Annotated in this window: 18 protein-coding genes; 8 read left to right on the plus strand and 10 right to left on the minus strand. The window is 63.8% G+C overall.

What is annotated here, in order from left to right:
• Positions 1-144: 144 nt before the first annotated feature.
• The 3 genes from VNH11_01215 to VNH11_01225 all read right to left on the minus strand — a co-directional run bounded on the left by VNH11_01215 (position 145) and on the right by VNH11_01225 (position 7,350).
• Complete coding sequence (locus VNH11_01215) at positions 145-4,584, minus strand: TIGR03118 family protein (protein ID HVA44979.1); 4,440 nt, start codon at positions 4,582-4,584, stop codon at positions 145-147.
• Between the two features lie 441 nt (positions 4,585-5,025).
• Entirely contained in the window at positions 5,026-6,306 is a 1,281-nt protein-coding gene (locus VNH11_01220) for an amidohydrolase (protein ID HVA44980.1), read from the minus strand.
• A 399-nt stretch (positions 6,307-6,705) separates the two neighbouring features.
• Entirely contained in the window at positions 6,706-7,350 is a 645-nt protein-coding gene (locus VNH11_01225) for a hypothetical protein (protein ID HVA44981.1), read from the minus strand.
• 581 nt (positions 7,351-7,931) lie between these two features.
• On the opposite strand from VNH11_01225, the gene VNH11_01230 reads away from it, so the two are divergent.
• The 7 genes from VNH11_01230 (at position 7,932) to VNH11_01260 (ending at position 13,346) form a co-directional block, all read left to right on the plus strand.
• Complete coding sequence (locus tag VNH11_01230) at positions 7,932-8,774, plus strand: ABC transporter permease (protein HVA44982.1); 843 nt, start codon at positions 7,932-7,934, stop codon at positions 8,772-8,774.
• An 86-nt stretch (positions 8,775-8,860) separates the two neighbouring features.
• Positions 8,861-9,685: an ABC transporter ATP-binding protein gene (locus VNH11_01235; GenBank protein HVA44983.1), complete on the plus strand. Its 825-nt coding sequence runs from the start codon at positions 8,861-8,863 to the stop codon at positions 9,683-9,685.
• Between the two features lie 8 nt (positions 9,686-9,693).
• On the plus strand, positions 9,694-10,824 hold the full coding sequence (locus VNH11_01240) for an MlaD family protein (protein HVA44984.1): 1,131 nt from the start codon (positions 9,694-9,696) through the stop codon (positions 10,822-10,824).
• Between the two features lie 45 nt (positions 10,825-10,869).
• The gene (locus VNH11_01245) at positions 10,870-11,469 is read left to right on the plus strand and encodes a hypothetical protein (protein ID HVA44985.1); all 600 of its coding nucleotides are present in this window, start codon (positions 10,870-10,872) and stop codon (positions 11,467-11,469) included.
• Positions 11,385-12,116 carry a dethiobiotin synthase gene (bioD, locus tag VNH11_01250; protein ID HVA44986.1) on the plus strand — a complete coding sequence of 244 codons (732 nt, stop codon included), beginning with the start codon at positions 11,385-11,387 and terminating at the stop codon, positions 12,114-12,116. The genes VNH11_01245 and bioD overlap by 85 nt, the downstream gene beginning before the upstream one ends.
• A 7-nt stretch (positions 12,117-12,123) precedes the next feature.
• Entirely contained in the window at positions 12,124-12,900 is a 777-nt protein-coding gene (gene nuoB, locus VNH11_01255; protein ID HVA44987.1) for an NADH-quinone oxidoreductase subunit NuoB, read from the plus strand.
• 2 nt (positions 12,901-12,902) lie between these two features.
• Entirely contained in the window at positions 12,903-13,346 is a 444-nt protein-coding gene (locus VNH11_01260; protein HVA44988.1) for a hypothetical protein, read from the plus strand.
• A 37-nt stretch (positions 13,347-13,383) separates the two neighbouring features.
• Here the strand turns inward: VNH11_01260 and sucD are convergent, their stop codons facing one another.
• The 7 genes from sucD to ligD (VNH11_01295) form a co-directional block, all read right to left on the minus strand.
• The gene (gene sucD / locus VNH11_01265; GenBank protein HVA44989.1) at positions 13,384-14,265 is read right to left on the minus strand and encodes a succinate--CoA ligase subunit alpha; all 882 of its coding nucleotides are present in this window, start codon (positions 14,263-14,265) and stop codon (positions 13,384-13,386) included.
• A 168-nt stretch (positions 14,266-14,433) separates the two neighbouring features.
• Complete coding sequence (sucC, locus tag VNH11_01270; GenBank protein HVA44990.1) at positions 14,434-15,627, minus strand: ADP-forming succinate--CoA ligase subunit beta; 1,194 nt, start codon at positions 15,625-15,627, stop codon at positions 14,434-14,436.
• 247 nt (positions 15,628-15,874) lie between these two features.
• On the minus strand, positions 15,875-17,008 hold the full coding sequence (locus tag VNH11_01275) for a sulfotransferase (GenBank protein HVA44991.1): 1,134 nt from the start codon (positions 17,006-17,008) through the stop codon (positions 15,875-15,877).
• A 13-nt stretch (positions 17,009-17,021) separates the two neighbouring features.
• Complete coding sequence (locus VNH11_01280) at positions 17,022-18,731, minus strand: CRTAC1 family protein (GenBank protein HVA44992.1); 1,710 nt, start codon at positions 18,729-18,731, stop codon at positions 17,022-17,024.
• 287 nt (positions 18,732-19,018) lie between these two features.
• The gene (locus VNH11_01285; protein ID HVA44993.1) at positions 19,019-19,318 is read right to left on the minus strand and encodes a hypothetical protein; all 300 of its coding nucleotides are present in this window, start codon (positions 19,316-19,318) and stop codon (positions 19,019-19,021) included.
• Positions 19,319-19,708: 390 nt separating this feature from the next.
• Positions 19,709-20,572 carry a non-homologous end-joining DNA ligase gene (ligD, locus tag VNH11_01290; GenBank protein ID HVA44994.1) on the minus strand — a complete coding sequence of 288 codons (864 nt, stop codon included), beginning with the start codon at positions 20,570-20,572 and terminating at the stop codon, positions 19,709-19,711.
• A 773-nt stretch (positions 20,573-21,345) separates the two neighbouring features.
• Complete coding sequence (ligD, locus tag VNH11_01295) at positions 21,346-24,126, minus strand: DNA ligase D (protein ID HVA44995.1); 2,781 nt, start codon at positions 24,124-24,126, stop codon at positions 21,346-21,348.
• A gap of 320 nt (positions 24,127-24,446) precedes the next feature.
• Between ligD (VNH11_01295) and VNH11_01300 the strand changes: the two genes are divergently transcribed.
• On the plus strand, positions 24,447-25,388 hold a 942-nt coding region (locus VNH11_01300; protein ID HVA44996.1), incomplete at its 3' end, for a reverse transcriptase family protein.

Raw genomic sequence — 25,388 nt, forward strand, 5'->3', positions numbered from 1 at the left:
GGCCAGCGAGCTTGCGAGCGCCGGCCCACCTTAATCGACGTCGCCAACGGTGGGCAGGCGCTCGCAAGCTCGCTCGCTCCCACCCTACAATGCTTTTCGCGCCACCCCTCAATCGACGGCTGACAAGGCACGCCTAACCCGTCCTCAAGCCGCGGTCTTGCTGAAATACTCGTCGGAGGCGGCGATGCCCGCCACAATCTGCTCGTCGTGCGCTCCGGCTTTCAAGGCGGCCACCCAGAAAGCCAGGCCGTCGGTGTCGGGCGGTCGCTGAAGCAGATTCTCGTAAATGCCGCTCACGACGTCCGAAAGATATTCATCGCTCGAAAAGATGGCGGCCGCCACCTCGCCCCGCGTGGCGCCCGCGGCCAGCGCCTGATCGAAAAACTGCCGCCCGGCCGGATCGACCGCTCTGCCCAAAGCGTCGTGGTATAGGACATCGAGGAAGCCATCGTTGGTGCCGCCGCCCTCCACCGCGAAGAACTCCGGTGAGGAGGCCAACACCGTCTCCATCTGCTCCACCGTGTTCCCGGCCTGCAAAAAGGAAACGAAGTACGACAGTCCGCTGGGGTCGGCCGGACGGTGCAAATAGGTTCCATAGACCGCTTCGACCTGGTCGGAGCGATACTCCGTGCTGTTCTGGATGTCGGCCACGACTTGCTGCCGGCCGATGCTCCCCTCCAGGCCGCTCCAAAAGACCAGCCCGCCGGGGTCGGCCTGCCTGCCGAGCAGGTCGTGGAAGACTTCGTTCACCCACCGCTCGACCGCCGTGCCGCGCGTGCCATCGGACAAAAGCTCTTCGAGCACGGTCGCCGCGGCCTGGCCCGTGCCGCTGCCGCCACCGCTCTCTCTGGCGGTGACCGCAATCGTGAAATGGCCCTCGTCGCCGTAGGTGTGCGAGCCGGCCACGGTAAACGTGCTGCCGCTGAGCGTCAGCGTCGCGGTTGACGACGTGCCGTCGCCCCAATCGATCGCGGCGCTATACTCGCTCAGGGCATCGAGCGGCCCCGTGTCGGTGAAGGTGGCAACCATCACGCTGGTCGGCGCCGACTGTTCCATCGTGGTGAATGCCACCGCGCTGACGGACAAGGGAGCGTCGGCCACGACCGCCGTGCTATCGGCGGTGGCCGAACTTCCGCCGACGTCGTGAACCGTCACGCTGACGTGGGCCGTGTCTCCTTCTTCTTCAGGGAACGTATGAGCGCCGACGACGTTGAACACGCCTCCACCCGCGGCCGTCGCCGTGCCGGCCGTGGTGCTGCCATTGCCCCAGTCGATCGTGGCCGTGAAGTCGGAGGCGGGCGCCGCCGCATTCCCGTCGGTAAAGCTGGCCACAGCGCCGGTGAACGTGCTGCCCTCGGTCGGGTGAAACGTGAAGGCGTTCGGCGTGAGCGGGGCATCGGCCACGTGTACGGCGACGCTGGCTGTGGCGGCGGCGGTGCCGGGCGGATCGTCGCGCAGCACGACGTGCGCCGTGTAGGAGCCTTCGTCGGCGTAGGTGTGCTTACCGCTGACGGTGTACACGGCGGTCGTGCCCGAAACGGTGCCGGTCGAGGTCGTGCCGTCGCCCCAGTCGATGCTCGCGAGAAAATCTCCGGCCGAGTTGGCCGTGTTGGCATTGGTGAACGAAGCCAGCACTCCCGAAAACGCCTGTCCTTCCGTGCCGGAAACCGTGCCGCCGCTGCCGGTCAGCACATCGCTGTCGGCGATCGTGGCCAGCGAACGGACGGTCGCGGTCGCTCCACCGGCGTCGCGGACCATGACCAGGATCCGGCTCGACTCGTCGGCGAACGTGTGCGTGCCATCGACGGTATAGTGGCCAGCCGAACCGCTGACGGAACCGGCGGAATGGTTGCCGTCGCCCCAGTCGATGGTGACGCTGTATTCGCTCACCGATCCGCCGTCGGGGTCGGTATCGTCAAAGGTGGCCACCGTGCCGGAAAAGCTTCCGCCTTCGGTGCCCGAAACATTGACCCCGGATCCGGCGAGCGGATAATCGGCCACGGCGGCCGACTGCGTCGCACTCGCGGAGCTGCCGCCGGCATCGACCACGCTCACGCCGATCGCATAGGTGCCGCCTTCGCTATAGGTGTGGTTGCCCGCGATGTTGAAGCTGCCTGAGCCGTTGGCCGAGACGGTGCCCGCGCTCGTCTCGCCGTCGCCCCAGTCGATCGTGGCGGTAAAGTCGCCGACGGCGGCCGACGTGTTGGCGTCGCTGAGCGTGGCGACGCTGCCGGAAAAGGCGACGCCTTCGGTCATGGCAGCCACGGTGCGCGTCACGGTCAAGCGTGCGTCGGCGACGGTCGTCGAGCCGGAGAGCGTAGCCGAGGCCGTGCCGGCGCCGTCGTCGGCCACGATCACGCGCACAGAATAAACACCCTCTTCGGCGTAGGCGTGCGTGCCGGTCACCGAAAAATTACCCGCCACGCCGTTGACGGTGCCGGCGTCGGTCGTGCCGTCGCCCCAGTCGATGGTGGCGATGAAATCTTTGGCCAGGTTTCCGGTGTCGGTGTCGGTGAAGGTGGCCACGCTGACGGTCCTGGACGCGCCCTCGGTCAAGCCGCTCAGCACGACTTGCCCGGTCAAGGTGTCATGTTCGCTGACGGTGGCCGTGCTCGTGGCGGTGGCCGTGCTGCCGTCGGAATCGCGGATCACGACGGCCACGGGCATGGTGCCTTCGTCGAGGTATTTGTGAACGCCGCTCACCTGGAAACCGCCGCCGGTCGCGGAGATGACGCCGGCCGTCGTCGTGCCGTCGCCCCAGTCGATGGCCGCGCTGTAGACGCCGGTCGAAGCGTTGCCGTCGCTGTCGGTGAAGGTGGCCACAGCGCCGCTGAACGTGGTTGCTTCCGTGGCGGCCAAGGTGGTGCCTGTGGCGCTGAGGACGCCGGAGACGGTGGCCGTGGCGGTGCCGGTGGCACGGGCACCGTCGCTGTCGTCGACGGTGACGGTCACGGTGAACTGCTTGGCGGTGGCGTAGATATGCCCGCCTGACACGCTGAACCCGCTGCCGGCGGTGGCCACGGTTCCCGCGGTGACGGCGCCGTCGCCCCAGTTGATCGTGGCCGTGTAAGCCGTGGCCGACGTGTTGCCGTCGCCGTCGGTGAAGGTCGCCACTTGGCCGCTGAAGGCGGTTCCCTTGATTGCCGTGAAGGGCACGCCGCTGACGGCGAGCCCACTGGAGGCCGAACCGACGGTGGCGGTGCTGGTGGCGACGGTGGTGCTGCCCGTGCTGTCGGTCACCGACACGCTCAGCGTGAACGCGCCCGTGGCCGCGTAGGTATGCGATCCGGAAACCAGGAACTGGTTGTTGCCCAGCGAGGTCACGCTTCCCGTCGAGCTGCTGCCGTCGCCCCACTGGATGGTCGCGGAAAACGCGCCCGGATGCGTATCGGAAAAGGTCGCCACCGTGCCGCTGAAGGGCGTGCCGACGCCAGCCGCCAGGCCCGTGCCGACCGCGCCGAAGGAACTGGTGTCGATGCTGCCCAGCGCCCCGAAAAAGCCATGCGAACCGTTGCTCGTGCCGGCGGTGAAGAACAGCAGGTTGGAATTGCCGGCCGTCAGATCGTTGCCGACGGCGATGGCGTGCAGGCCGCTGATGCCGATCGGATTGCCGCTGGGGTCGAGCAGGGCGCCCATATAGGTGCCGCTGGCCGTCTGAAAGGCGTTGATATGGCCGTCGCCCGAATTGGCCACCAGCAGGTCGCCGCCAAAACTGCCGAAGCTGGCCGGCGCCAGGGCGACGCCCCAGGGCGCGTTCAGCGGCGAAGTCGAAGCGCCCGGATTCCCTACGATCAGACGGTTGGTGAGATTGCCGTTCATGTCGTAGACGTCGACGAAGCCGTCGCCCGGTCCGGCCACGGCGTGTTCCCGCGTGGAGTCCTGCTTGGCATACGTGACGTAGAGCTGGCCGTCGAGGTTTTGGATGTTGAACGGGGCGAAGCCGGCGGGAATGTTCGGGTCGGAAAACGAGCCTGTCAGCGTGACGAGCTGGAACGACGAGTTGAATGCGTCGATCTTGTTGTTGTGGAAGTCGGCGGCGTAGAGCAGCGGTCCTTGCTGGGTGTTCGCGCCGATTGCCAGGCCGGTGAAATTCGCCCCCGCGGCGCTGGCCGCAAGCTGTGCGGCGGTCGAAGGCGAGGGGGGCGGCTCGTCCGTGTTCCAGCCGCTGATTTCGCCGGTGTCGCCGGCGAAGAGATAGTCGGCCGGTGCGCTGGAGCCGGCGGAGCTGATCGTGAAGCCGGTGGTGGCGCCCTGGGGGGTGGTGGTGGTATTGGCGACCTGACCCGTAGGCGACCCGCCTGGAATCGCGACGACCACCGGCGAGCGCAGCAACGGGCTGCCGTTGACATCGCCGCCATACGAGGTGGCCACGCCCGTGGCGTTGTCGGAGATCCAAAAATTACCGCTCGCCGGGTTCAGGCCGATGCCCCAGGGACTCACGAGGTTGGGATCCTGGATCAACGCCTGATTCGCCTGGTCGGAGACAAGCGCGTACTGCAGGAAGTCGGAGGTCAGCAGGCGTCGGTTTTCGAGCCATTCGAAGACTGCCCGCGGCCCCCTGTTGTGCTTCGATGAAGCCGCCATTGCAACGGTCCTTTGTGGCTTTACGGCCCAAGCCCTGGCAGCGGGCGAAAGCAATTCGCGTGCCACCGCGGCATCCCGGCGTAAACGCCATCGTGCCATCGCGCGGCCTGACTCGATCACCAACGTCGCTCGCGCGGCGGTGGCGGTGGGGCGCAACTCGGTCGCCTGTCCGTCCGTACTGCCGCGGCAGGCCCGTCGGAGCGACAGGAGAACAGGCTTCGGGGGTTGAGGGATTCAGCAATCCATCAGCCCTCAACCATAAGCGATCCGTAGCGATTACCGGTCTGGCAGATGCAAAACAGAAGCAGCCGGATTGGCGGCAACACCCGCCTGTTGAGATCGTCGATCGGCCCGCGGCTCAACCTTGACGGTCCATTTCGGAAACGAATACGCGGTGAATTGCCCAGCTCGGAGGATTCGCGTGCCCTCGATATGTAGTGGCTAGGGCGCCGCGCCGCCCTTGCTCAGCAAATCCAAGGCGGCGGTCGACATGGCCGTGACCGCGGTGGCCAGCGTCAGCTCGGCGTCGGGATAGAACAGCGGCGAGTGCAGCGACGGCGGGATCTGCCCAAGCTGCTGGTAGCGGGCCAGCCGCTTCTCTTCCAACGCGCCCACGCGGAACATGAAGCTCGGCACGCCGGCCAGGCCGTAACGGCTGAAATCTTCGCCGCCCATCGATGGCTCCGAAGGCAGCACGCAATCGTCGCCGAACGTTTTTCGGAAGACCGGCACCAGCCGCGCGACGAGCTTGTCGTCGTTGTACATGGCGGGCGTACCCTCCGTCACAGTGACGGTCGGCTCCGGAGCGCCGGAGCTGGCGGCGCTGGCCTTGGCCTTCCGCTTGATGCCGTCGATCAGCTTCTGGCGGACTTCGTCGGAGTAGCTCCGCACGGTGAGCTGCAGGTGGCAGGTGTCGGCGATCACGTTGTGCTTGGTGCCGCCGTGGATCGAGCCGACCGTGACCACCGCCGGCTCGGTCGGCTTCATCTCGCGGCTGACGAGCGTCTGCAAATCGACGATCAGCCGGGCGGCTTCGACGATCGGGTCGATCGTCATGTGCGGAAAAGCGCCGTGCCCGCCTTTGCCGCGGACCACAATGTCGACGCTGTCGACGTTGGCCAGCGCATAACCCGCCAGGTAGCCGACCTTATTGGAGGCCAGCGTCGAATCGACGTGCAGCGCCAGGGCAAAGTCGGGGCGCGGAAAGCGAGTGAACAGCCCGTCGTCGAGCATGGCCTTGGCACCTTCGCCGCGCTCTTCGGCCGGCTGCCCGATGAAGACGACCGTGCCGGTCCACTTGTCCTTGTTGGCCGCCAGGTAGCGGGCGACGCCGACCAGGCTGGTGATGTGAATGTCGTGCCCGCAGGCGTGCATCACGCCGGTCTCCAGGCCGCCCGCGCCCTTGACCGTGACTTTGGAGGCATAGACCAGGTCGGTCCGCTCGGTGACGGGCAAAGCGTCGAGATCGGTGCGGATGAGCAGCGTCTTGCCCTTTCCGTTTTCCATCACGGCCACGACGCCGTAGCCGCCGACGTTTTGCGTCACCTTCGCGCCGCTGGCCTGCAGTTCCTTCGCCAATCGGGCGGCCGTCTCCTTCTCCTGCATCGAGAGTTCCGGGTGGCTGTGGAAATGCCGGTAGAGAGCGACGAGTTGTTCGAGATTGTCGCCTTGGACCCAATCGGCAGGGTCAGCGGCGAGAAGTGGGGTGGGGCTTGCTATCAAGCACGCCGCCAGGAGGGAAATTGCGAATTGCGAATTGCAAATTGCAAATTGCAAATTGGGTCTGGACACACGCATGAGCGACTGCCGCATTGTTCTTGTTTCCTTCCAGGCTATTGGGCCGCCTTGCAACGGACCACGGACCACGGACTACGGATCACGGATCACGGACTACCGGCTACGGATCACGGACCATTTTGTCTCGCCAGGCGGAACGTTGCAACGAGTTCCGCGAGCGCGTGGCAGAATTTGTGAGAGTTCCGGGGGCGGTCCGGCAGGGCGGCCTGATTGAGGCGGAGTAGGATGGGAGAGAGCGAGCTTGCCAGCGCCGGCCCACCATGAACGGCGTCGCGCTGAATGATGGATGGGCACAAAACGGTGGCTGGGGGAGTCCAGCCTAACCTAATTCTTGGCGACGGCGCCGGCCATGCTCACGTCCTGCAGCCAGCGGCGTTCCAGGTCGGCGATGCCCTGCAGGCCGTAGATCGTGCGGACCGCCGCGTCGTAACCGTCGGCCGCAGCCGTGCTCATGAATCGAGTGAACTGATGCGGGCTGCCTCGTGCTACGAGGTAACGCACCAAGCTGGCGCTTTGCCCATAAAAGGCCGCCTGACGATCGGGCGACGGGTAACCTTCCAAAGCGAACAGTTCCACGAGTCGGAAGGCCGAACCGCGCGAATGCGCCGTCCGCAAATCACGCTGATGAGCGCCTTGCTTGGAATCGCTGTCCGCCAGCACCGCCATTCCCTCGTCGGCCCACGCCGGCAGGCATCGATCGGCAAAGTGATCGGCCAACACCACGTGCGTCAGTTCGTGGGCCAGCGCCGCGTCGAGCCAGCCGGGGCGGTCGGCCCGAATGTCGATCCGCCGGCCAACCACCTCGCCGGCTTCCGTATTGATCAGACTGCAACCGACGGTTTGCTCGCCGCCCGGCACGGCCCTCAGATAGGCATCCGCCGTCGAGTGCAACACGATGTCGCACTTGGGCCGCCAGCCCTCCTCTCGCTGCTGCGAGCCCAGCCACTGTCGTGCTAGGTTGGATCGCATCCTTTCGGTTGCCCGAACCACCCGGTCACTAAGCTGCAGCGGCCCACGCGAGCAAAACCGGAAGTTGTCCGATTCGAGAATGTTCCAGCCCTGAGATACATAGACACGGCGATTGCCCTCCGATCCTTCGGCCTCAACCGCCGCACACAGCCCCAATATCACCGCGACTAAAAACCGCATTCCTGGCTCTCGAAAAAGTCGTGTTCCGTGCGAGTGGCCTTCTTCGTGCCACTTTTCATGGCTTCCCTAAAACAACATCCGTGCCGCTTCAACGGGAATCTCGCAGCCGACGCCGCATGAACGCTGTAACAGCTTTTGCGACAGATGGTTACGTCTCGTAATTCTTTGCGATCCGATGCTGGCCGTGCGAGAGGTTCGTCGCGTGTGCCCGTTGCCTAGGCACGGCTTGCGTTGAGACTAGGCAGACCGGCGCGACTCGCCTGACTCGCATTTCCGGCAAACTTTCCACAGTCGTTACGGAGGACGGGTCGATAAGTCCTGAACGTGCTGCTGCGGCGCAATCGTTTCTTCACGAGCGAGATCCGATGTCGAGTGGAGTGAATGAGTTCCCGTCGAACGACATGGCCGGCTTGCCGCGGGTGGTCGCGGGCATCGTCGGCTGGATTTCGGCCTTTGGAGGACTGTTACTCGACAAACTCGTGGCGCTGGGCGACATTGCGCTGTTTGGACTGCGAACGATTCGCTGGCTGACAACGCGTCGCCCGTTGCAGGGGACGCTGTTGCCCAGCTTCTATCAAATCGGAGTTCTGAGCCTGCCGGTGGTGGCCCTGACCGGCACCTTCATTGGCATGGTGCTGGCCGAGCAGAGTTATGCCCAGTTTCGCTTTTTTCGGTTGGAGACACGGTTGGGCGGGGTGATCAACGTCTCGTTGCTGCGAGAACTTGGCCCGGTGCTGGCCGCGACGATGTTGGCAGGCCGGGTGGGCAGTGCCATGGCGGCCGAGCTGGGCACCATGCGCGTGACGGAGCAAATCGACGCGCTGGCCAGCATGGGCGCCAACCCCATCCATTACCTGGTGGTGCCGCGGTTCCTCGGTTGTCTGCTGCTCATTCCGACGCTGACCGTGATGGCCGATTTCATGGGCGTGTTGGGCGGGGCGTTTTACAGCATCGAGCGGCTGAGCATCGATTCGCATCATTATTTCGAGAATTCACGGCAGGTGGTGCGCGTGTTCGATCTGTTCCAGGGCGCCTTCAAGAGCCTGTTTTTTGGCGCGGCGATCGCTCTGATAAGCTGCCATCGCGGCTTTCATTGCGACCCTGGCGCCGAGGGAGTGGGCCGGGCGGCCACCAGCGCCTTCGTCTTTTCGTTTGTCATGATTCTCGTGCTCGACCTGCTGCTGGGCATCGTGCTCAACACCGTTTATTACTATCTTTGGCCCGAAGGAACGCATCTGATTTAGTCCGTTGTCCGTCGTCAGTTGCAAGAGCGGCAGATCGCTCATTGCAGTTGACCCTTCGCCACGGACCACGGACCACGGACAAGCGAATGCCCAACAACCCGCCACCGCCAAAGCCGGTCCTCGAAACGCGCGAGCTGCACGTCAGCTTCGGCCGTCAAGCGGTCCTGCGCGAGATCAACCTGAAGGTGCCGCGTGGACAGACGCTGGCCGTCATCGGCGAGAGCGGCTGCGGCAAAACCGTGCTGCTGAAAACGTTGATCGGCCTCGTCGGACCGAGCAAGGGAAGCGTGCTGTTCGACGGCCAAGACCTGGCAACGCTCGACGAGCAACAGCTCAATCAGCAGCGAATCCGCTTCGGCTTCGTGTTTCAACAGGCTGCCTTGTTCGACAGCATGACCGTGGCGCAAAACGTCGCTTTTCCGCTTCGGCAGCACCACGCGGCCAGTGACGCCAAGATTCGCGAAACGGTCGCCAAGCGGCTGGCCGAAGTCGGTTTGCCCGACACGGTAATGAACAAAAAACCCGCCGAGCTTTCGGGCGGCATGCGAAAGCGCGTGGGCCTGGCCCGCGCCCTGGCGATGGCCCCGGAGGTGATTCTGTACGACGAGCCGACGACCGGGCTCGACCCGATCATGAGCGACGTCATCAACGAGTTGATCTTGCGCACCCGCGAGGGCAACCCGGTGACGAGCGTGGTCGTGACGCACGATATGAACACGGCCCACAAGGTGGCCGACCGGGTCGTGATGCTCTATCCGATCGGCCGGTTGCGCTCCGATGAGCCGCAGGTGCTCTTCGACGGCACGCCCTCGCAGCTCGACGGCGCCGACGACCCCCGCGTCTCGCAATTCGTTCACGGCGAAGCGCGCGAGCGGTTGATGGAAATGCGTGAGATGGCCAACGGATATTAGGAGCCATCATGGACGAACGAGTGATGCGTTTTCGCGTGGGGGTCGTGGCGCTGGCCACCATCCTCGTGGCCATCACGTTGGTGCTGTTGATCGGCGGCGCTCCCTCGGCATTGCACACGACGTATCAGCTCCAGGTGAAGTTCAACGAGGCTCCGGGCGTGGCCCAAGATACGCCGGTCCGCAAGTTCGGCATCCGCATCGGCAAGGTGTCGAGCGTGGGCTTTGCCGAAGACAACTCCGGAGCGGTCATCTTCGTCGAAATCGACTCCGCGGTACAACTCCGCAGCGACGAGAACTTTCGCATCGACCGGGGCGTGCTGGGCGACGCGGTGCTGGAGGTGTTCGACGAAGATCCCACCAAGACGCCCCCACAATATCTACAACCCGGCGCCGAACTCGAAGGGACCGTCCGCAAAGACCCCTTGCAGATCGTGGCCAGTCTCGAAGGGAGTCTGGCGGACGCCCTGGCCTCCATCGCCACCACGAGCACCGAAATCGGCGACTTGGCCAGCCGGGTGAACGAACTGCTGGGCAACAACGAAGAGCAGGTGGTGCGGATCGTCGACAAGATGGAAAAGACGATCGACCGTCTGGCCGGCGCCGTGGCCAGCACCGACGAGCTGCTCAGCGATCCGTTGCTCAAAGAGAACCTCAAGCGGTCGATTTCCGACCTGCCCGAAGTGCTCACCGACGCGCGGGAGGCGATCGGCGGCTTAAAGACCGCGCTCACGGGCGTCGACCGCAACCTGGCGAATCTCGAAGGGCTGACGCGCCCGTTGGGCGAGCGCGGCAGCGTGTTGGTGGCCAACATCGAAAGCTCGACGACCAAGCTCGACAAGGTGCTCAGCGACCTTTCGGCCTTCAGCGCGGGGCTGAGCGACGGCACGGGCACGTTGGGGCAATTGATGAACAACCCCGACGTCTACCAGCAGCTCAACGAGGCGGCCACGAACATCAACCAACTCGTCAAGGAATTGCGTCCGATTGTGAATGACGCCCGCATCTTCACCGACAAGCTGGCGCGCCACGGGCTGAACGGCGCGTTGAAGCGCGACACCGGCACGAAGCGCACTCCTGAGGAGCTCGGCCTGGAGCGCGCTCCGGCCGCGAGTCACTTTCCTTTCTTCCGGCACGAGTAAAATCCTCGCCGATCAACAGGCGGAAAACCCGCAACACCGAACGCCATGTCACTCCCGTTTGACGCCACGCTCAATGAATTGGTCCGCCGCTACCCGCTGGACTGGCTTGCCGGCCTGGAGCTGGATGTGGAGCTTCCGGTCCGCGCTCTGGACGTCGATCTCTCGACGGTATCGGCCGAGGCCGATACGGTGTTGGGCATCGGCGATCCGTTCTCGTCGTTGGTCCACATCGAGTTTCAAAGCAGCCGCGATCCATCGCTTAAGCGGCGGCTCTTCGTGTACAATGCCTTGTTGCATGCGCGGTTCGAGGTTCCGGTGCATAGCGCGGTGGTTCTGCTCCGGCGGCAGGCGGACGGGCCGGCCATGAATGGGAGGCTTCGATACAAGACGCAACGGGGCCGGGCGGGAATCGACTTTCGCTTCGAGGTCGTGCGGATTTGGGAACGGCATGGGCGAGCGCGTGCTGGATGTCGCCACCTGGCAAGAACTGCTCGCTACGCCGTGATCGCCGACGGCTGTTTGGGACTGCACCTCTTCGGCCGTCGGAGGGCCTCTAACTTATGCCGCGAGGAACGACTACAACGGCGGGGCTGTTTGTCACCGGCACCGGCACGGGCGTTGGCAAGACCTACGTGGCGGCCATGATTTGCCGCGCACTGGCGTCGGAGGGACGCCGCGTGGGTGTCTATAAACCCGTGGCCAGTGGCTGCCGGCGCGAAGGCGACCGCCTGATCAGCGACGATGCGCTGAAGTTATGGCACGCCGCCGGCCAGCCGGGAAATCTGGAAACAGTTTGCCCGCAACGGTTCGCCGCGCCATTGGCCCCGCATCTTGCGGCGCGGGCCGAAGGACGTCAGGTCGATGCTCGGCTACTGCGGACCGCTCTCGATTTCTGGCTGGATGCGTCCGAGATCGTGGTCGTCGAGGGTGCCGGCGGCCTTCTGTCGCCCGTCAGCGATGACGAGTACGTGGCCGACCTGGCCTGCGATTTCGGCTGGCCGCTGATCGTCGTGGCGCCGAACCGGCTGGGTGTGATCCACGACACGCTGGCCACGCTGGTGGTCGCCGCCACCTTTCGAGACGGGCTGGACGTGGCCGGCGTCGTGTTGAATCAACCGCCTTCCGCGCCGCTCGACGCCTCGGTCGCGAGCAACTACGACGAGCTTTGCCGCCGCTCGGTGCCGCCGGTCATGGCCAACGTTTCGGCCAACGCCGCCCGGTTCGGTCCGCCCGTCGATTGGTGGTCGCTGGCCACATTCGCCGCTTGCGAGGCGACTCGCCGCGGTGAATAATGCCGACATGTTGAGAATCCTCGGTGAGCGGCTGCGGCAGGGGCATCGGACGATCAGCTACCCGGCGGGCGAACCGCCCGCGCTGCCCGACCGCTTCCGGGGCCTGCCCGTGCTCGACTCGACCAAGTGCCCCGACGGCTGCCAGAAGTGTGTCGAGGCCTGTCCGACCGACGCGATCGCAGTCGTCGATCAACGGCCGCGCATGGACCTCGGCCGTTGCCTGTTCTGCACCGACTGCGTGAAGGCTTGCCCGGAAGGGGCTATTTCATACACGCGCGACTATCGGCTTGCCTCGCGCACGCGCGCGGGCCTGGTGCTCGACGGAAAAGCGTTCGAGCTGGCTTCGGCCCTGGAGGAAAAAAGCCGGCGGCTGTTCGGCCGTTCGCTGCAATTGCGGCAGGTGAGCGCCGGCGGGTGCAACGGCTGCGAAGCCGACGTCAACGTGCTGGGCACCGTCGTGTTCGACCTGAGCCGGTTCGGCATCCAAGTGGTGGCGTCGCCGCGGCACGCCGACGGCCTGTTGATTACCGGCTGCATCACGCAGAACATGAAGCTGGCCCTGCAAAAAGCCTACGCCGCGGTGCCGTCGCCGAAGATCGTGATCGCCGTCGGCGCCTGCGCGATTTCCGGCGGCCCGTTCGTCGGTTTTCCGCAGCAGAACAACGGGGCAGACAGCGTCGTTCCCGTCGACCTGTACATCCCCGGCTGTCCGCCCCATCCGCTGACGATCTTGGACGGCATCCTGCGGCTGCTCGGAAGGATTGAAGAGCAACGCTTGCCATAGCAATGACAGAAACGAATAAACCCGGCGGTGTGGACGATCCCTACAACCTCGACCGGCACCGTGAAAGAGACGACCTCCTCCAGTTGCAGGTTGCCAAAAGCGAACTCCAGTGCAGCCTTTGCACCCTCCGTCGCATAGCCCCGGTTCCAATGAGCGTCGCTCAGTCGCCAGCCAATTTCGACGCAGGGCGTGAACGGCGCATTGAAGCTTGGTGCGTTAAGTCCGATGAAACCGGCGAACGGCGCGACGCCGGGAATCTCAACCGCCCACAGGCCAAAACCGTGCCGATCGAAGTGTGCTTCAATCCGCTCCGCCATCTCGTCGCTTTCGCTCCGCGACAGGGTGCGCGGCAGAAACTCCATCACGCGCGGATCGGCGTTCAGCTCGGCAAAAACTGGCCGGTCGCTGGCCAACCAACGCCGCAAACACATTCGCTCAGTGCGTAGCTCGATGGGCAGATTCACTTGTCAGACGCGGGTGGCTTTAGCGGCGTTTTTTGGCCATCGCCCGTTGCATCGCCGTGCCCATGTCGGCCGGACTTTCCGCCACTTCGATGCCGGCGGCTTCCAGTGCGGCGATCTTTTCGCCGGCCGTCCCTTTGCCGCCGGAAATGATCGCCCCGGCGTGGCCCATGCGCTTGCCCGGCGGGGCGGCCCGGCCGGCGATGAAGGCGGCCACCGGTTTGCTCACGTGATCGTGGACGAACCGAGCGGCCTCTTCCTCAGCCGTGCCACCGATTTCGCCCATCATCAAAATAGCCTCGGTCGCCGGGTCGGCCTCGTACATCTTCAGCAGATCGATGAACGACGTGCCGACGATCGGGTCGCCACCCAGGCCGACGCACGTCGATTGTCCCAGGCCGAGGTTCGTCAACTGCCAGACGGCTTCGTAGGTGAGCGTGCCCGAACGGCTCATCACGCCCACCGGGCCTTTCTTGTGGATGTAGCCCGGCATGATGCCGATCTTGCACTCTTCGGGCGTAATCACGCCTGGACAGTTCGGCCCGACGAGCGTCGAGCCGCTGCGGCGCACGATTTCATAGACGCGCACCATGTCGATGACGGGCACGCCCTCGGTAATGGCGATCACCGTTTTGATGCCGGCATCGACCGCTTCCAGGATGGCGTCGGCCGTGAAGGCGTTCGGCACGAAGATCATGGTGGCGTCGGCGCGGGTCTTCTCGACGGCTTCGACGACGGTGTCGAAGACGGGCAAGCCGAGCACGGTCTCGCCGCCTTTGCCCGGCGTGACGCCGCCGACCATTTTGGTGCCGTATTCCAGGCAGCCCTTGGTATGAAATTGCCCGACCTTGCCGGTGATGCCCTGGCAGAGGACACGGGTCGATTTGTTGATCAAAATGCTCATGGGGGGGTTGGGGGTTGGGGGCACTGGTTTGAAGCTAGCAGTTCCTAGTTGCTATTTTGATTTTGGATTTTGGATTTTCGATTATCAAATCCAAAATCCAAAATCCAAAATCACGGTGGGCCGGCGCTCGTCCCGGCGCGCCGGGGCTTGCCACACCTTACGGCATTCTTATGCTGCCTCGCCTACCGCGGCCACGACTTTCTGCGCGGCATCGGTCAGTCCGGTGGCCGAAAGGATGTCCGCGCCGCTGCCGGCCAGGATCTTGCGGCCTTCGGCGACCTCGGTGCCTTCCAGCCGCACGACCAGCGGCACGTTAAAGCCGACTTGCTTGTACGCCGCGACCACCGCCGTGGCGATCGTCGTGCAACGCATGATGCCGCCAAAAATGTTGACCAGCACGCCCTTGACGTTCTTGTCGGAGAGCAAAATGCGAAAGGCCTCCGTGACCTGGTCGACGTTCGCGCCGCCGCCCACATCCAAGAAGTTGGCCGGCGAGCCGCCGTGCAACAGGATCAAGTCCATCGTGCTCATGGCCAGGCCCGCGCCATTGACCAGGCAGCCGATGTTGCCGTCGAGCTTGACGTAGCTCAGTCCGGCGTTGGCGGCGCGCACTTCGGCCGGCTCCTCTTCGGCCAAGTCGCGCAACTCCACGATGTCTTTGTGCCGGAAGAGAGCGTTGTCGTCGAAGGTCATTTTGGCGTCGAGGGCCAGCAGCTCGCCCGACTTGGTGACGACCAGGGGATTGATCTCGGCCAGGCTGCAATCTTGCTGCACGAACACGCGGCACAGGCCGCGCATGAATTTTTCGGCCGAGACGACGCTAGATCCTTTGAGGTCGAGCTTGGCGGCCAGCTTGCGGGCCTGGTAGCTCAAGAGGCCCGTGTCGGGATGGAAACGTTCGCGGAAAATCAGTTCCGGGGTATGGGCGGCGACTTCCTCGATGTTCATGCCGCCCTGGGCCGAAACCATCAGCACCGGTCCAGCCGCGGCCCGGTCGACGACGATGCCCAGGTATAGCTCGCGCGCGATTTCGCAACCTTCTTCGACCAGGACCTGCCGCACGGTCTGTCCTTCGGCCCCGGTCTGAATGGTCACCAGCGATCCGCCCAGGATGGCGCCGGCCACCTTGGCGGCCTCGTCGGCGCTGCGGACGAGCTCGACGCCGTGTTGCGTGGGACTGCCTTGGATGGTGCCCTTGCCGCGTCCGCCGGCATGGATTTGGGCTTTGACCACGGCGAGCTTGCCGCCCAGTTCTTTGAACGCCGCGGCGGCCTCATCGGCCGTCCGCGCCACCATGCCGCGGGGCACCGCCACGCCGGCCTTGCGGAGGATTTCTTTGGCTTGAAACTCGTGGATTTTCATGGCACGCCGTTGAGGAGTAGCTATAGTCACTTGCCGCGACAAGCCGGCGATTATAAAGGCTGCGACGTTTTTCGCCAGGGGCCAAGCGGTAAGGCTTCTTGCTTGTTGGTCGCTAGCCCCGATTATTCGTGGCCCCACGAATACGAGCGCAGACTGCGCTCACACCAACCCGAAGCGCAAGCGAGGTAAGTTTGTTGCCCGGCCTCGCTTGCGCTTCGGGTTAGTGTGGGGCCATGAATAATCCGCGCTAGCAATACCCCCACAGCGCCGCGGTGGCCGCCGTCGCCTCGCCGATCGCCGCCTTGTCGTCGGAAGTAAGCTTGCTCGCGTAGTAGTCGGGCCGCCGTACGGACGCAGCATACTTCTCGACAATCGCCTCCGCGTCCTGTAACCCCACATGCCGCAGCACCGCGTGAAGCGTTTCCGCGGGCGATTCGCAAAGCGTCTCGAACCGCACGACCAAGGTGGCGGCCCGCACCCGATCGTCGTCGGCCAGCAGTCGTGCCAGGTAGCCGTAAACCATGTCCCAATAGGTGGCGAAACCGCGCACGTCGTCTCCCTGGGCCCAATAGCGCGCCACCTGCTCGACGCGCGACGCGTCTCCCAGGTTCAAGGGGCGACGGTCCAGGCCGAATTCGAAATGACCTGAACGCTGCATGTAGGCCAGGGCCCGCGGGTGTCGTCGCTGACCTTGGCTGAACCGTTCGTGCTGCCGCAAGAGCGACGCCACATGGTCGACCGGCGAGCGCACGGGGAGCAACACTTTCGCGTCGGAAAAGAGACGAACCAGGTAGGCCAGTCGAGCGACATGGTAGTTGGCTTTGGCGGCATAACGGGTGGCCCGCTCCGCGAGCAGCAGCTTGGCGAGGTGCGCCTTGTAGAACGACTCGAACGCCGGGAACCGCTCGTCCGCTCGCAAGACGTTGCTCACGCCCGGATTGTGGCACTGGCGGAAAAACGCCATCCAGAGCATTTCTTCAAGTGCGTCGGGGCTCTCGTTGGTGACCATCATCCGGTCGCCATGCGCGCGCTCGCGCTGGGCCGTCGGCCATAATCCGGCCGTCGCCCGCCGCCACCAATAAGGCGTAAACACGAACGGATAGTCCTTGATCCGGTGCGTCGCCACGGCCGGGTGCGCCGCCACGGCTTCGTGCAGCAACGTGCTGCCCGACCGCGCAAGTCCGCACACATAGACGGGCATGGCCACCGAGACGCGGTTCAGATCCGCTGCCGCGGCGCCGGTCTCCAAACGCCCCAGGCGCAGCCAGAACCGCGGATGGCGATCGACCAACCCGCCGAGCCAATCGAGCCAGAAAGGCACGGCGAATGCCGACTCTTCGCGGGCCGAGGCGCTTTCCACGGTGGCAGCAGCGGCAGCCAAGCGGTCTCCAGCATCACGGCTCGACGATTTCATGCAGACGATCGATGGGAAGAGAGGTCATGATTTGCCGTTTGCCGCCGGGCCAGCGGATTTCCACCTTGTCGATCGGCGAGTCGTCGCCCAGGCCAAAGTGCAAAGTCTTCGAGCACTGGGAAAGGTAGCCTCCGGACGAGTGAACCTGCCGCACCAGGGTCCGACCGCCGCTGTGGAGCTTGACCAGAGCGCCCACGGCATCGCGGTTGCTTTTCGTGCCGGTCAGACGAAAAGCGACGTAATGCCGGCGCGGAAATCGGTTCTGAAAATAATACGGATGGTCGTTGAAGTTATTCACGATCAGGTCCAGGCGCCCGTCGCCGTTGAAATCGGCCGTGGCGGCGCATCGCGAGCTCCGCACGACGTCGATGCCATGAATCCGCGTCCCGGTCAGCTCTCCTTCCAGCGGCGGCTCGATGCCTTCTTCCTCCGCTCGATCGGTGAAGGTGCCGTCGCCGTTGTTGAGCATCAAGGCGGAGGGCCAGTAAAAGTAAGGATAGCCCATGCCGGACGGCAGGAAGGCGTCCACGTCTCCGTCATTGTCGAAATCCCCGGCCGCCACGCCCCACGGCCAAAAGGTCTCCATCCCGGCTTGGTCCGAGACCTCGCTGAATCGGCCTTCTCCATCATTGTGAAACAGGCTGTTCCCGAAAAGCAAGTCCTGATAGTCGAGCCGCAAACTCTCGATGAGCCGCGTTTCCTGTTCCATCTGCTCGGGCTGAAAATCGACCGTCGGCCCCCAAAGGCGCGGATATTTCTTGTGGGGTTCGACTAATTCCGGCTTGTTGTAGGGGATCCACATGTCGGAGTGCATGTCTGCCAGGAACAGGTCGAGACGACCGTCATTGTCGAAATCGAACGCCGTGGAGCCAATCGCGCCTAGGGAAGTCCGGCCCAAAGCTTCGCGGGTCACGTCGTCGAAGTGTCCACGGCCGTCGTTGCGGTAGAGGTGGCTCGTGCCGAACATGTTCGTGATCAGCACGTCCAGGTCGTCGTCTTCGTCAAAGTCGAACGCCGCCACGTCCCCGCCCCAACCTTCGCCGGACAGACCCGACTCAGGCGTCACGTCGCTGAACGTGCCGTCGCGGTTGTTGTGAAACAGCACGTTCGGTTCGCGGGCGTCGAGGTCGAAGACGTGATCGAACAACTCCTTGTCGCCCAGATAATATCCGGCTTTTTCGTCGAACTGTTCGGTCGTCCAATGCGCGGTGTTCGTCACGAACAGGTCGAGATAGCCGTCGTTGTCGCAGTCAAAAAAGGCGGGCGTCTGCGAGTGGGCGACGAGCGCCGCACCGGCCTCGTGCGTAACGTCTCGATATTTGCCGCGGCCTTGATTTCGAAGCAGGACGTTGCCGCCGCGCGTGCTGGTGATATACAGGTCCTGGTCGCCGTCGTTGTCGTAATCGCCGAAGGCGGCGCCGACGCAGATGCGATCGTCGAGCGCCCAAGGTCCGGCCTCGGCGGTGGCGTTTTCGAAGGTGCCGTCGCCGCGGTTGCGGTACAACCCATTTGCGCCGAGTTGGTTCAACAACAACACGTCGTCGTCGCCGTCGCCGTCATAATCGGCCAGCGCCACGCCGCAGCCATGATCGTAGAGGTTCAACTTCCAAGTTTCGCCTTGCTCTTGGGGCAGAAACGACATGCGGAAATCGATGCCGCTCTGCGAGGCGACGTCACGAAATCCGGGCATGCGCCGCGGTTCGCGTGGGCGGACCAACCAGATCGCCGTCATGCCGGCGAAAGCGATAAACGCCCCTGAAATAATGATATTGACCCCTTTCGAAGGTCTGACGCCCAACGGTCCCATCGTCTGCTCTCGAGTGTCTCATTTGCGGAAGTTCTCGCGACAGGCGAAGCTTCTCGGTGCATAGGGACCGGTTTTATCCTTCATGTTACAGGCAGTCCTATTACTATCTCGTTAGAATTCAGCGGAACCCCGGCCCGCTCGCGAAACGGTGGCGATGCGTTCTCGCCATCTCAGGAACCGTCGCCACCATCGGTCTCTCGGCGGGCCTCAGTGGTCTCGGCGGTCATTGTCTGCGACTCCGGCCCGTTGTCACGGCGGCGCTTCCCTCGAAGCAAAGCCATCAACCTGGCCAGCGGCCATTGAAAGATCGCCACCAGGGCCGCTCCCACAAGGCCCAACAATGCCGCGAAATAAGGAATAAACTCCGGTCCGGGTCCCAAGCCGACGTAGGCCAGCAACGCCATCGGCGCCGGAGTCGACGCGGCTGAGAGCCATTCCGTTGCCAAAAAAAGCGATTCAAGGTTGTCCACGTGGAGCTCCGTCGAGAAAGGGGACTTGAGCGGCGGAATAGCGTCTGGCGGTGGTCACATAGCCCCCCAGCGAGCAGGACCACACGACTTCCTTCCCGCGCGTCACTTCGATCAGATCGCCGCCCTCGGTGCTGACAATCAAGGTATTGCGTGTCTGTCGAAGGCGGTTCGATGAAGCTAGCCTCAAGTATAGTGCCGGGCAGATCCGCGGTCAAAGGCGGCGCCGCTGTCGAACCCGCCTTGGTCTTAATTACGTTGAGAGCGAGATTGGTTAAATTCAAGCTCAAATCTCAGAATTGCCGTCATGCGATTAATCACCATCTTGATGCGAGATGCGGTGTCGCGCCGAGTTGGCGGTTCCCGGCGCGCGGTGACCGGCCCCACCTTACGTTACAACCATGCTTCAAGCTTTACGCGCCGCCGCCGGTCGAGCATCGGCTTCCATAGGTCGCCGGTTTTGGCCACCCGGTCGGGCATGTTCCGCAGGTCGAAGTCGTCGATCTCGACCCCGCGTTCCACCTCTCCCCACGTGACCGGCGCCGACACGGTCGCCTGGGCCGTCGGCCGCACCGAATAGACGGAAGCCAGCGTGCGGCCCCAAGCGTTCTGGTTGTAGTCGATCAGCACACGGCCCTTCGGCCGGTCGGCGATTCGGTAAACCGCGGTCAGCAACTTCGGATAAAGCAACTCCATGCTCAACGCAAACTGCTTCGCAAACGACCAGACCTGCTTTTGCGTAGGACCGCGCACGATCGGAACATAGACGTGCATCCCCTTGGAACCCGACGTCTTGGCGAAACAAGGCATGTCTCTTCCCCCCAGCGCCTCGCGAACCGCCAGTGCCGCCTCGCGCACCTGCGAAAACCCGGCGCCGGCCACCGGGTCGAGATCGAAGTGCAGATAATCGGGCCGGTCGACGTCGTCGCAACGGGCGTACCAGGGATGGAGGTCGATGCAGCCCAGGTTCACGATCCACAAGAGTGTGGCCAGGTCGGCAACCACCGGAAAAGCGATCACGCTGCCGGAGGCGTGCTCGATGGAGCGAAGGTCTATCCACGCCGGCCTGGGACTGGGGGCGCGCTTCATGAAGAAGAACGCGCCCGCCGCGCCGTTCGGATAGCGCTTCATCACCATCGCACGATCGACCAGGTGCGGCAGAAGCACCGGCGACATCGCCGTGTAGTAGCGCAAAAGGTCGCGTTTGGTCAGCCCGAGGTTCGGCCAGAAAAGCTTGTCCAGGTTGGTGAGTCGCACGCGGCGGCCAGGCGAGACTTCAACCTCTGCGTCCGACCCCTCACTCGGGATGAGCGGAAGTCGAACTCGCTTGGCTCGCACTGGCGCCGACCGCGCCGCTTGCCAGTGGGGTGGGTGATGGTTTATCGTCGTTTTGCTCGAAGCGGCTGTTTTTGTCTTCATAACTATCAAGCAGAAGCAAGTCGAGTGCCCAGACTCATTCCGAGACAAGTGTCGCGAATTTCGGCACCCACGTTCAAAACGCCGCGCTTTCGTTCCGGCAGTCGATGGTGGCAAGGTAGCCGGATAGAATGGGCCATAATGAGCCGAGCGAGCGCGACGCACCAGGCGAAACGTGCCGACCGAAGTCGTTTTCCGGCAAGCTGTTGAACCTGTTTCAACACCGGGGGCTGAGTGCTGTTTCGACCATCCGCCTCGCCTTCAACCGGTAGAAGCACACGCTTTGGCACGCGCGTTGCAGGAGTGAAGGAGCAAACCGCAGTCAAACGGCGGAACAGCTCAACTTCAAGGAGGTCACGCTCATGGCACGTTGCCCTACTCGTAACACTGAAACGCAAACTAGGTCCCGTCACAGTTCGCCGCTGCCCAGTCCGGCTGAGATTCGCCGGCGGGCTGCCGAGATTCGACAAAGCTGGTCACCGGAGGAACGGCGGCAACGCGAAGTGACCGTGCCCGGCTGGCCATTGCTGCCGCTCATCCTCGGCGGTCGGCGGCTAAGCACGGCAAACGCCTCGCCAGGCGGCAAAGCTCGGCCAGGCTGGTGCTAGTCAACTTCACACGCGAATGCCCAGCGCTTTCATGGTCGCGGCCGTGATCGATTGCCGCAGCTTGAGGAGTTGCTCCCAGGGATCGCGTTTTAATCGGGCCAAACGGGCGGGAAGGTTCTCCACATTAAAGTGATCGGCCCGTAGATCGCGTTTCAACTCTTTCCAGTCCACGGGAACCGCGACCGGGGCATGCTCGCGGGCACGCGTTGAATAAGGCGCGATCGAGGTGGCGCCGCGATCATTTCGCAAATAGTCGATAAAGATGCGGCCCTTTCGCTGTGCCTTGAGTGCGTTGGTCGTGTAGAGATCGGGGGCGGCTTCGGCGATCCGCCGAGCGACGGCCTTCGAAAACGCCTTGATCTCCGGCCAGGCGTGGCGGCGAACCATCGGCACCACCACGTGCAATCCTTTGCCGCCGGACGTTTTTACAAACGATTCCAGGTCGATCGAGTGCAGGGCCTTACGCACGTCATGAGCCGCATCGACCACGCGCGGCCATTCGATGCCAGGGGCGGGATCAAGATCGAACACCAGGCGATCCGGGCGCTCCACGTCGTCGGCCCGCGAACCCCAAACATGAATCTCGAGCACGCCCATCTGCACCAGGGCCACGATGCCCGATAGGTCGTCCACCACGGCGTACTCGCCCACTTTGTTTTTTTCTTGAATGGCGGTCCGCCGCAAAGAAGCCGAGGCGCTGGCGTGGAGATGTTTCTGGAAGAAGCAGCTCTTGCGTCGTCCCTCCGGGCAACGCAGCAAACTCAACGGGCGATCGACCACATGCGGCAGAATCCAATCGGCGATCTGGCTGTAAAAGGCGGCCAGGCCCAGCTTGGTCAGTCCTTGCTCCGGATAAAGGAGCCGGTCGGGGTGCGTCAAACGGACGCCGGCCACCGTCAGGTTCTCGGCATCGCGCACACATGCTTGCAGGGTGAGACCAGCCGCCTTGCCGTCTGGTCCGCGGGGCACCTGAGTCACCTCCTTCGGTTCCTCGCGGGTGACGCTCGTGGCCGGCTTGTCTTCCCGCAGGCACTGAAACGACGGATGCCGTAGGCGGCCGTCGTCGGTCCAGTTCGAAAACTCGACCTGTGCCACCAGCTCCGGCTTGACCCAGTGCGCCTTCCGCGGCCGGAGCCGTGTAGCGAAATCCGCAAAGGGTGATCCATTCTGCCGCAGTTCGTCGAGACGCTTCCGCAGCTCGGCCAATAGCTTTTCGCTGAAGCCCGTGCCGACTTTTCCGGCGTAGGCCAGCCGATTTTTTCCCTTGTAGTATCCGACCAACAGCGCTCCCAGCCCTAGCCGTGAACCTTCGGGGTCGGTGTAGCCGCCGATAACAAACTCCTCGCGACGCATGCACTTGGTCTTGGTCCAGTCATATCCGCGACCGCCAATGTAGGACCGGTCGCGCCGCTTGGAAATGATTCCCTCCAGACCCATCCGGCAGGCTTCCTGAAAAAACTTGCCGCCCTGTGCGTCCACGTGTTCGGCGTAGCGGATCGAACCAGTCGAAGTGCTGTGGCCTAGCAAATCGGCCAAAATCGCCTTGCGCTGTTCCAAAGGCATGCGGCGCAGGTCGTGGCCGTCGAGGTACAGCAAGTCGAACACGTAGTAGATCAGCTCGCCGGCGCGTTTGTCGCGAAAGGCGGTCTGCAATCGCTGGAAGCTGCTCACCCCGTTGGGCTCCAGGGCCACGACCTCGCCGTCGAGAATGGCACGGTCCGCGGGCAGTTGCTTGGCCGCCGCGGCGATGGCCGGCATTCGGGCGGTCCAGTCCTGATCGCCGCGGGTCATGAGCTTCACACGCCCGCGATCGATGCGGCAGAGAATGCGATAGCCGTCGAATTTGATCTCGTGAAACCATTGCTCGCCGGAAGGCGGTTCTTTGACGAGTGTTGCCAACTGCAGTTCGACGGTGCCGGGCATGGCCCTTCGTTGCCCGCTCGCTCCGCGAGCGGAACGGCGTGCCGCGCGATTGGGTTTCCCTCCGCCAGAAGCCCGCCGCTGAGAATGGCCCACTTCCGCTTGTGGAGCAAGCGGGCTACGTAGCCCGCTCGCTCCGCGAGCGGAACGGCGTGCCGCGCGATTTGGTTTCCCTCCGCCAGAAGCCCGCCGCTGAGAATGGCCCACTTCCGCTTGCGGAGCAAGCGGGCTACGTAGCCCGCTCGCTCCGCGAGCGGAACGGCGTGCCGCGCGATTGCTCTGCCATACGCGGTCGTCGTCGCGGGCAATTTCGTCGAGCGTGCGGCCGGTGGTCACGCTGGCCGGTTCGGCCTCGGTGACGTCGTATTCATCAAGCGATCGGGCGTTTTCATCGCGTTCTTTGATCAGCAGCCAGTTGGTGGCCCGGTCTCCCGGCCGGCCGTGCATGCGGACCAGGGTCCAACCGCCCCGCAGCTTCTTACCTTCCAAGTGAAACTTCAGCTTGCCTTGACGGTAGCCTTCAATCGCATCGCCTTCGGGCTGCCACGTGCCCTCATCCCACACGGCCACCGTGCCCGCCCCATATTCGCCCGCGGGGATCGTTCCTTCGAACCCGGCGTAATCGAGCGGGTGATCTTCGACTTCGACTGCCAGCCGCTTCTCTTTGGGGTCATAACTGGGGCCTTTGGGAACGGCCCAGCTTTTCAGCACGCCTTCGAGTTCCAGGCGAAAATCGTAGTGCAGCCGCGTGGCGTCGTGCTTTTGCACCACGAAGCGGAGGGCCTTCGCTTTGCGCCGCTCGACTTTGCCTTTTGGCTCTGTTGTGCGGTTGAAGCGGCGTTTTTTGTGGTATTCGGCGAGCGGCATCGTTAGCACCTTGCGATGGGGCCATCGAGTTGCACCTTGCGTGCCAGTTTACACCAATGAGGCAGTGATGCGGCCCACCGTTGATACTTCCATGCTTTTTACTTGTCGCACGATAGCCAGGTTGTTATGCTCAACGGCGGTGCGCGGTCGCGCTCCAAGCCGGTGACTGCGGCTCTGCGGAGCGCGTGATTCACCTCTTCGGGGATACCCCGAGGGACCGCCTCAGTTGTTATTACCCTGCTCGATCTGTTATGCGCGGTGCGCATGATGGATCGCGATAGACCAGACTCGTTGGAGCGCGCCGCGCACCACTTTCATCGATGCAACTCGAAGCCGAGCGACTGGCGACTGCGTTTCTGGCCGGACCCTGGGAAGCCACGGCGCTCTACGAGCGCGCCGCGCTGGTCGTAGGCAAGCGGAGCCGCTGGCTCGAGCGTCTCTCGCACAGGATACACGCCAAGGGGGCCGCGAAGGGAGCCTTGCAGCAGCGCACGGTTGTGGAGTGGATCGTCGGCGATCGCGGTTTTGTTCAACGCTGCGAATACCCCGACCTGGCGGTTAACACTGCCGTCTGGAACGAGCGGCCGACGGTCCGGCCGGTGCCGGGAGCTCCGTCGACCTGGCGGATTCCGTCGATTGCCACGGCCGGCGAATTGGCCGCCTGGTTGGGAATCACCGCGGATGAGCTCGAATGGTTTGCTGGCCGCCGCGACTGGCGGCGCCGCTCGCCCAACGAGCGCTCGCGACACTATCTCTATCGGGCGATCAAGAAGCGGCATGGCGAGATTCGCCTGCTGGAAGTTCCCAAGCACCGTCTGCGTAAGTTGCAGCGGCAGGTGCTGCACCGTCTGCTGGATGAGATTCCGCCGCCCGAGGCCGCTCACGGTTTCCGCAGTGGTCGAAGCATTCGGTCGTTCGCCGCGCCGCATGCGGACAGGCGGATTGTGATCCGCCTCGATCTGCGCGACTTTTTCCCGATGATTGGCGCGGGCCGGTTGCTGCACATCTTTCTCACCGCCGGCTATCCGGAAACGGTTTCCCGGCTCCTGACGGGCCTTTGCACGCATACCGCGAACGCCGACGCGATCGCATCGCTCGATTTGCCGCTCGCGCAGCGACGCCGGCTGGAAGCGTTTTACGGCCGGCCGCACCTGCCTCAGGGCGCTCCGACGTCGCCCGCCCTGGCGAACCTGGCCGCCTATCGGCTCGATTGCCGCTTAACCGCGCTGGCCGCTTCAATGGAAGCGAACTACACTCGTTAT

The sequence above is a fragment of the Pirellulales bacterium genome, assembly GCA_035533075.1.
Lineage (GTDB): Bacteria > Planctomycetota > Planctomycetia > Pirellulales > JAICIG01 > DASSFG01.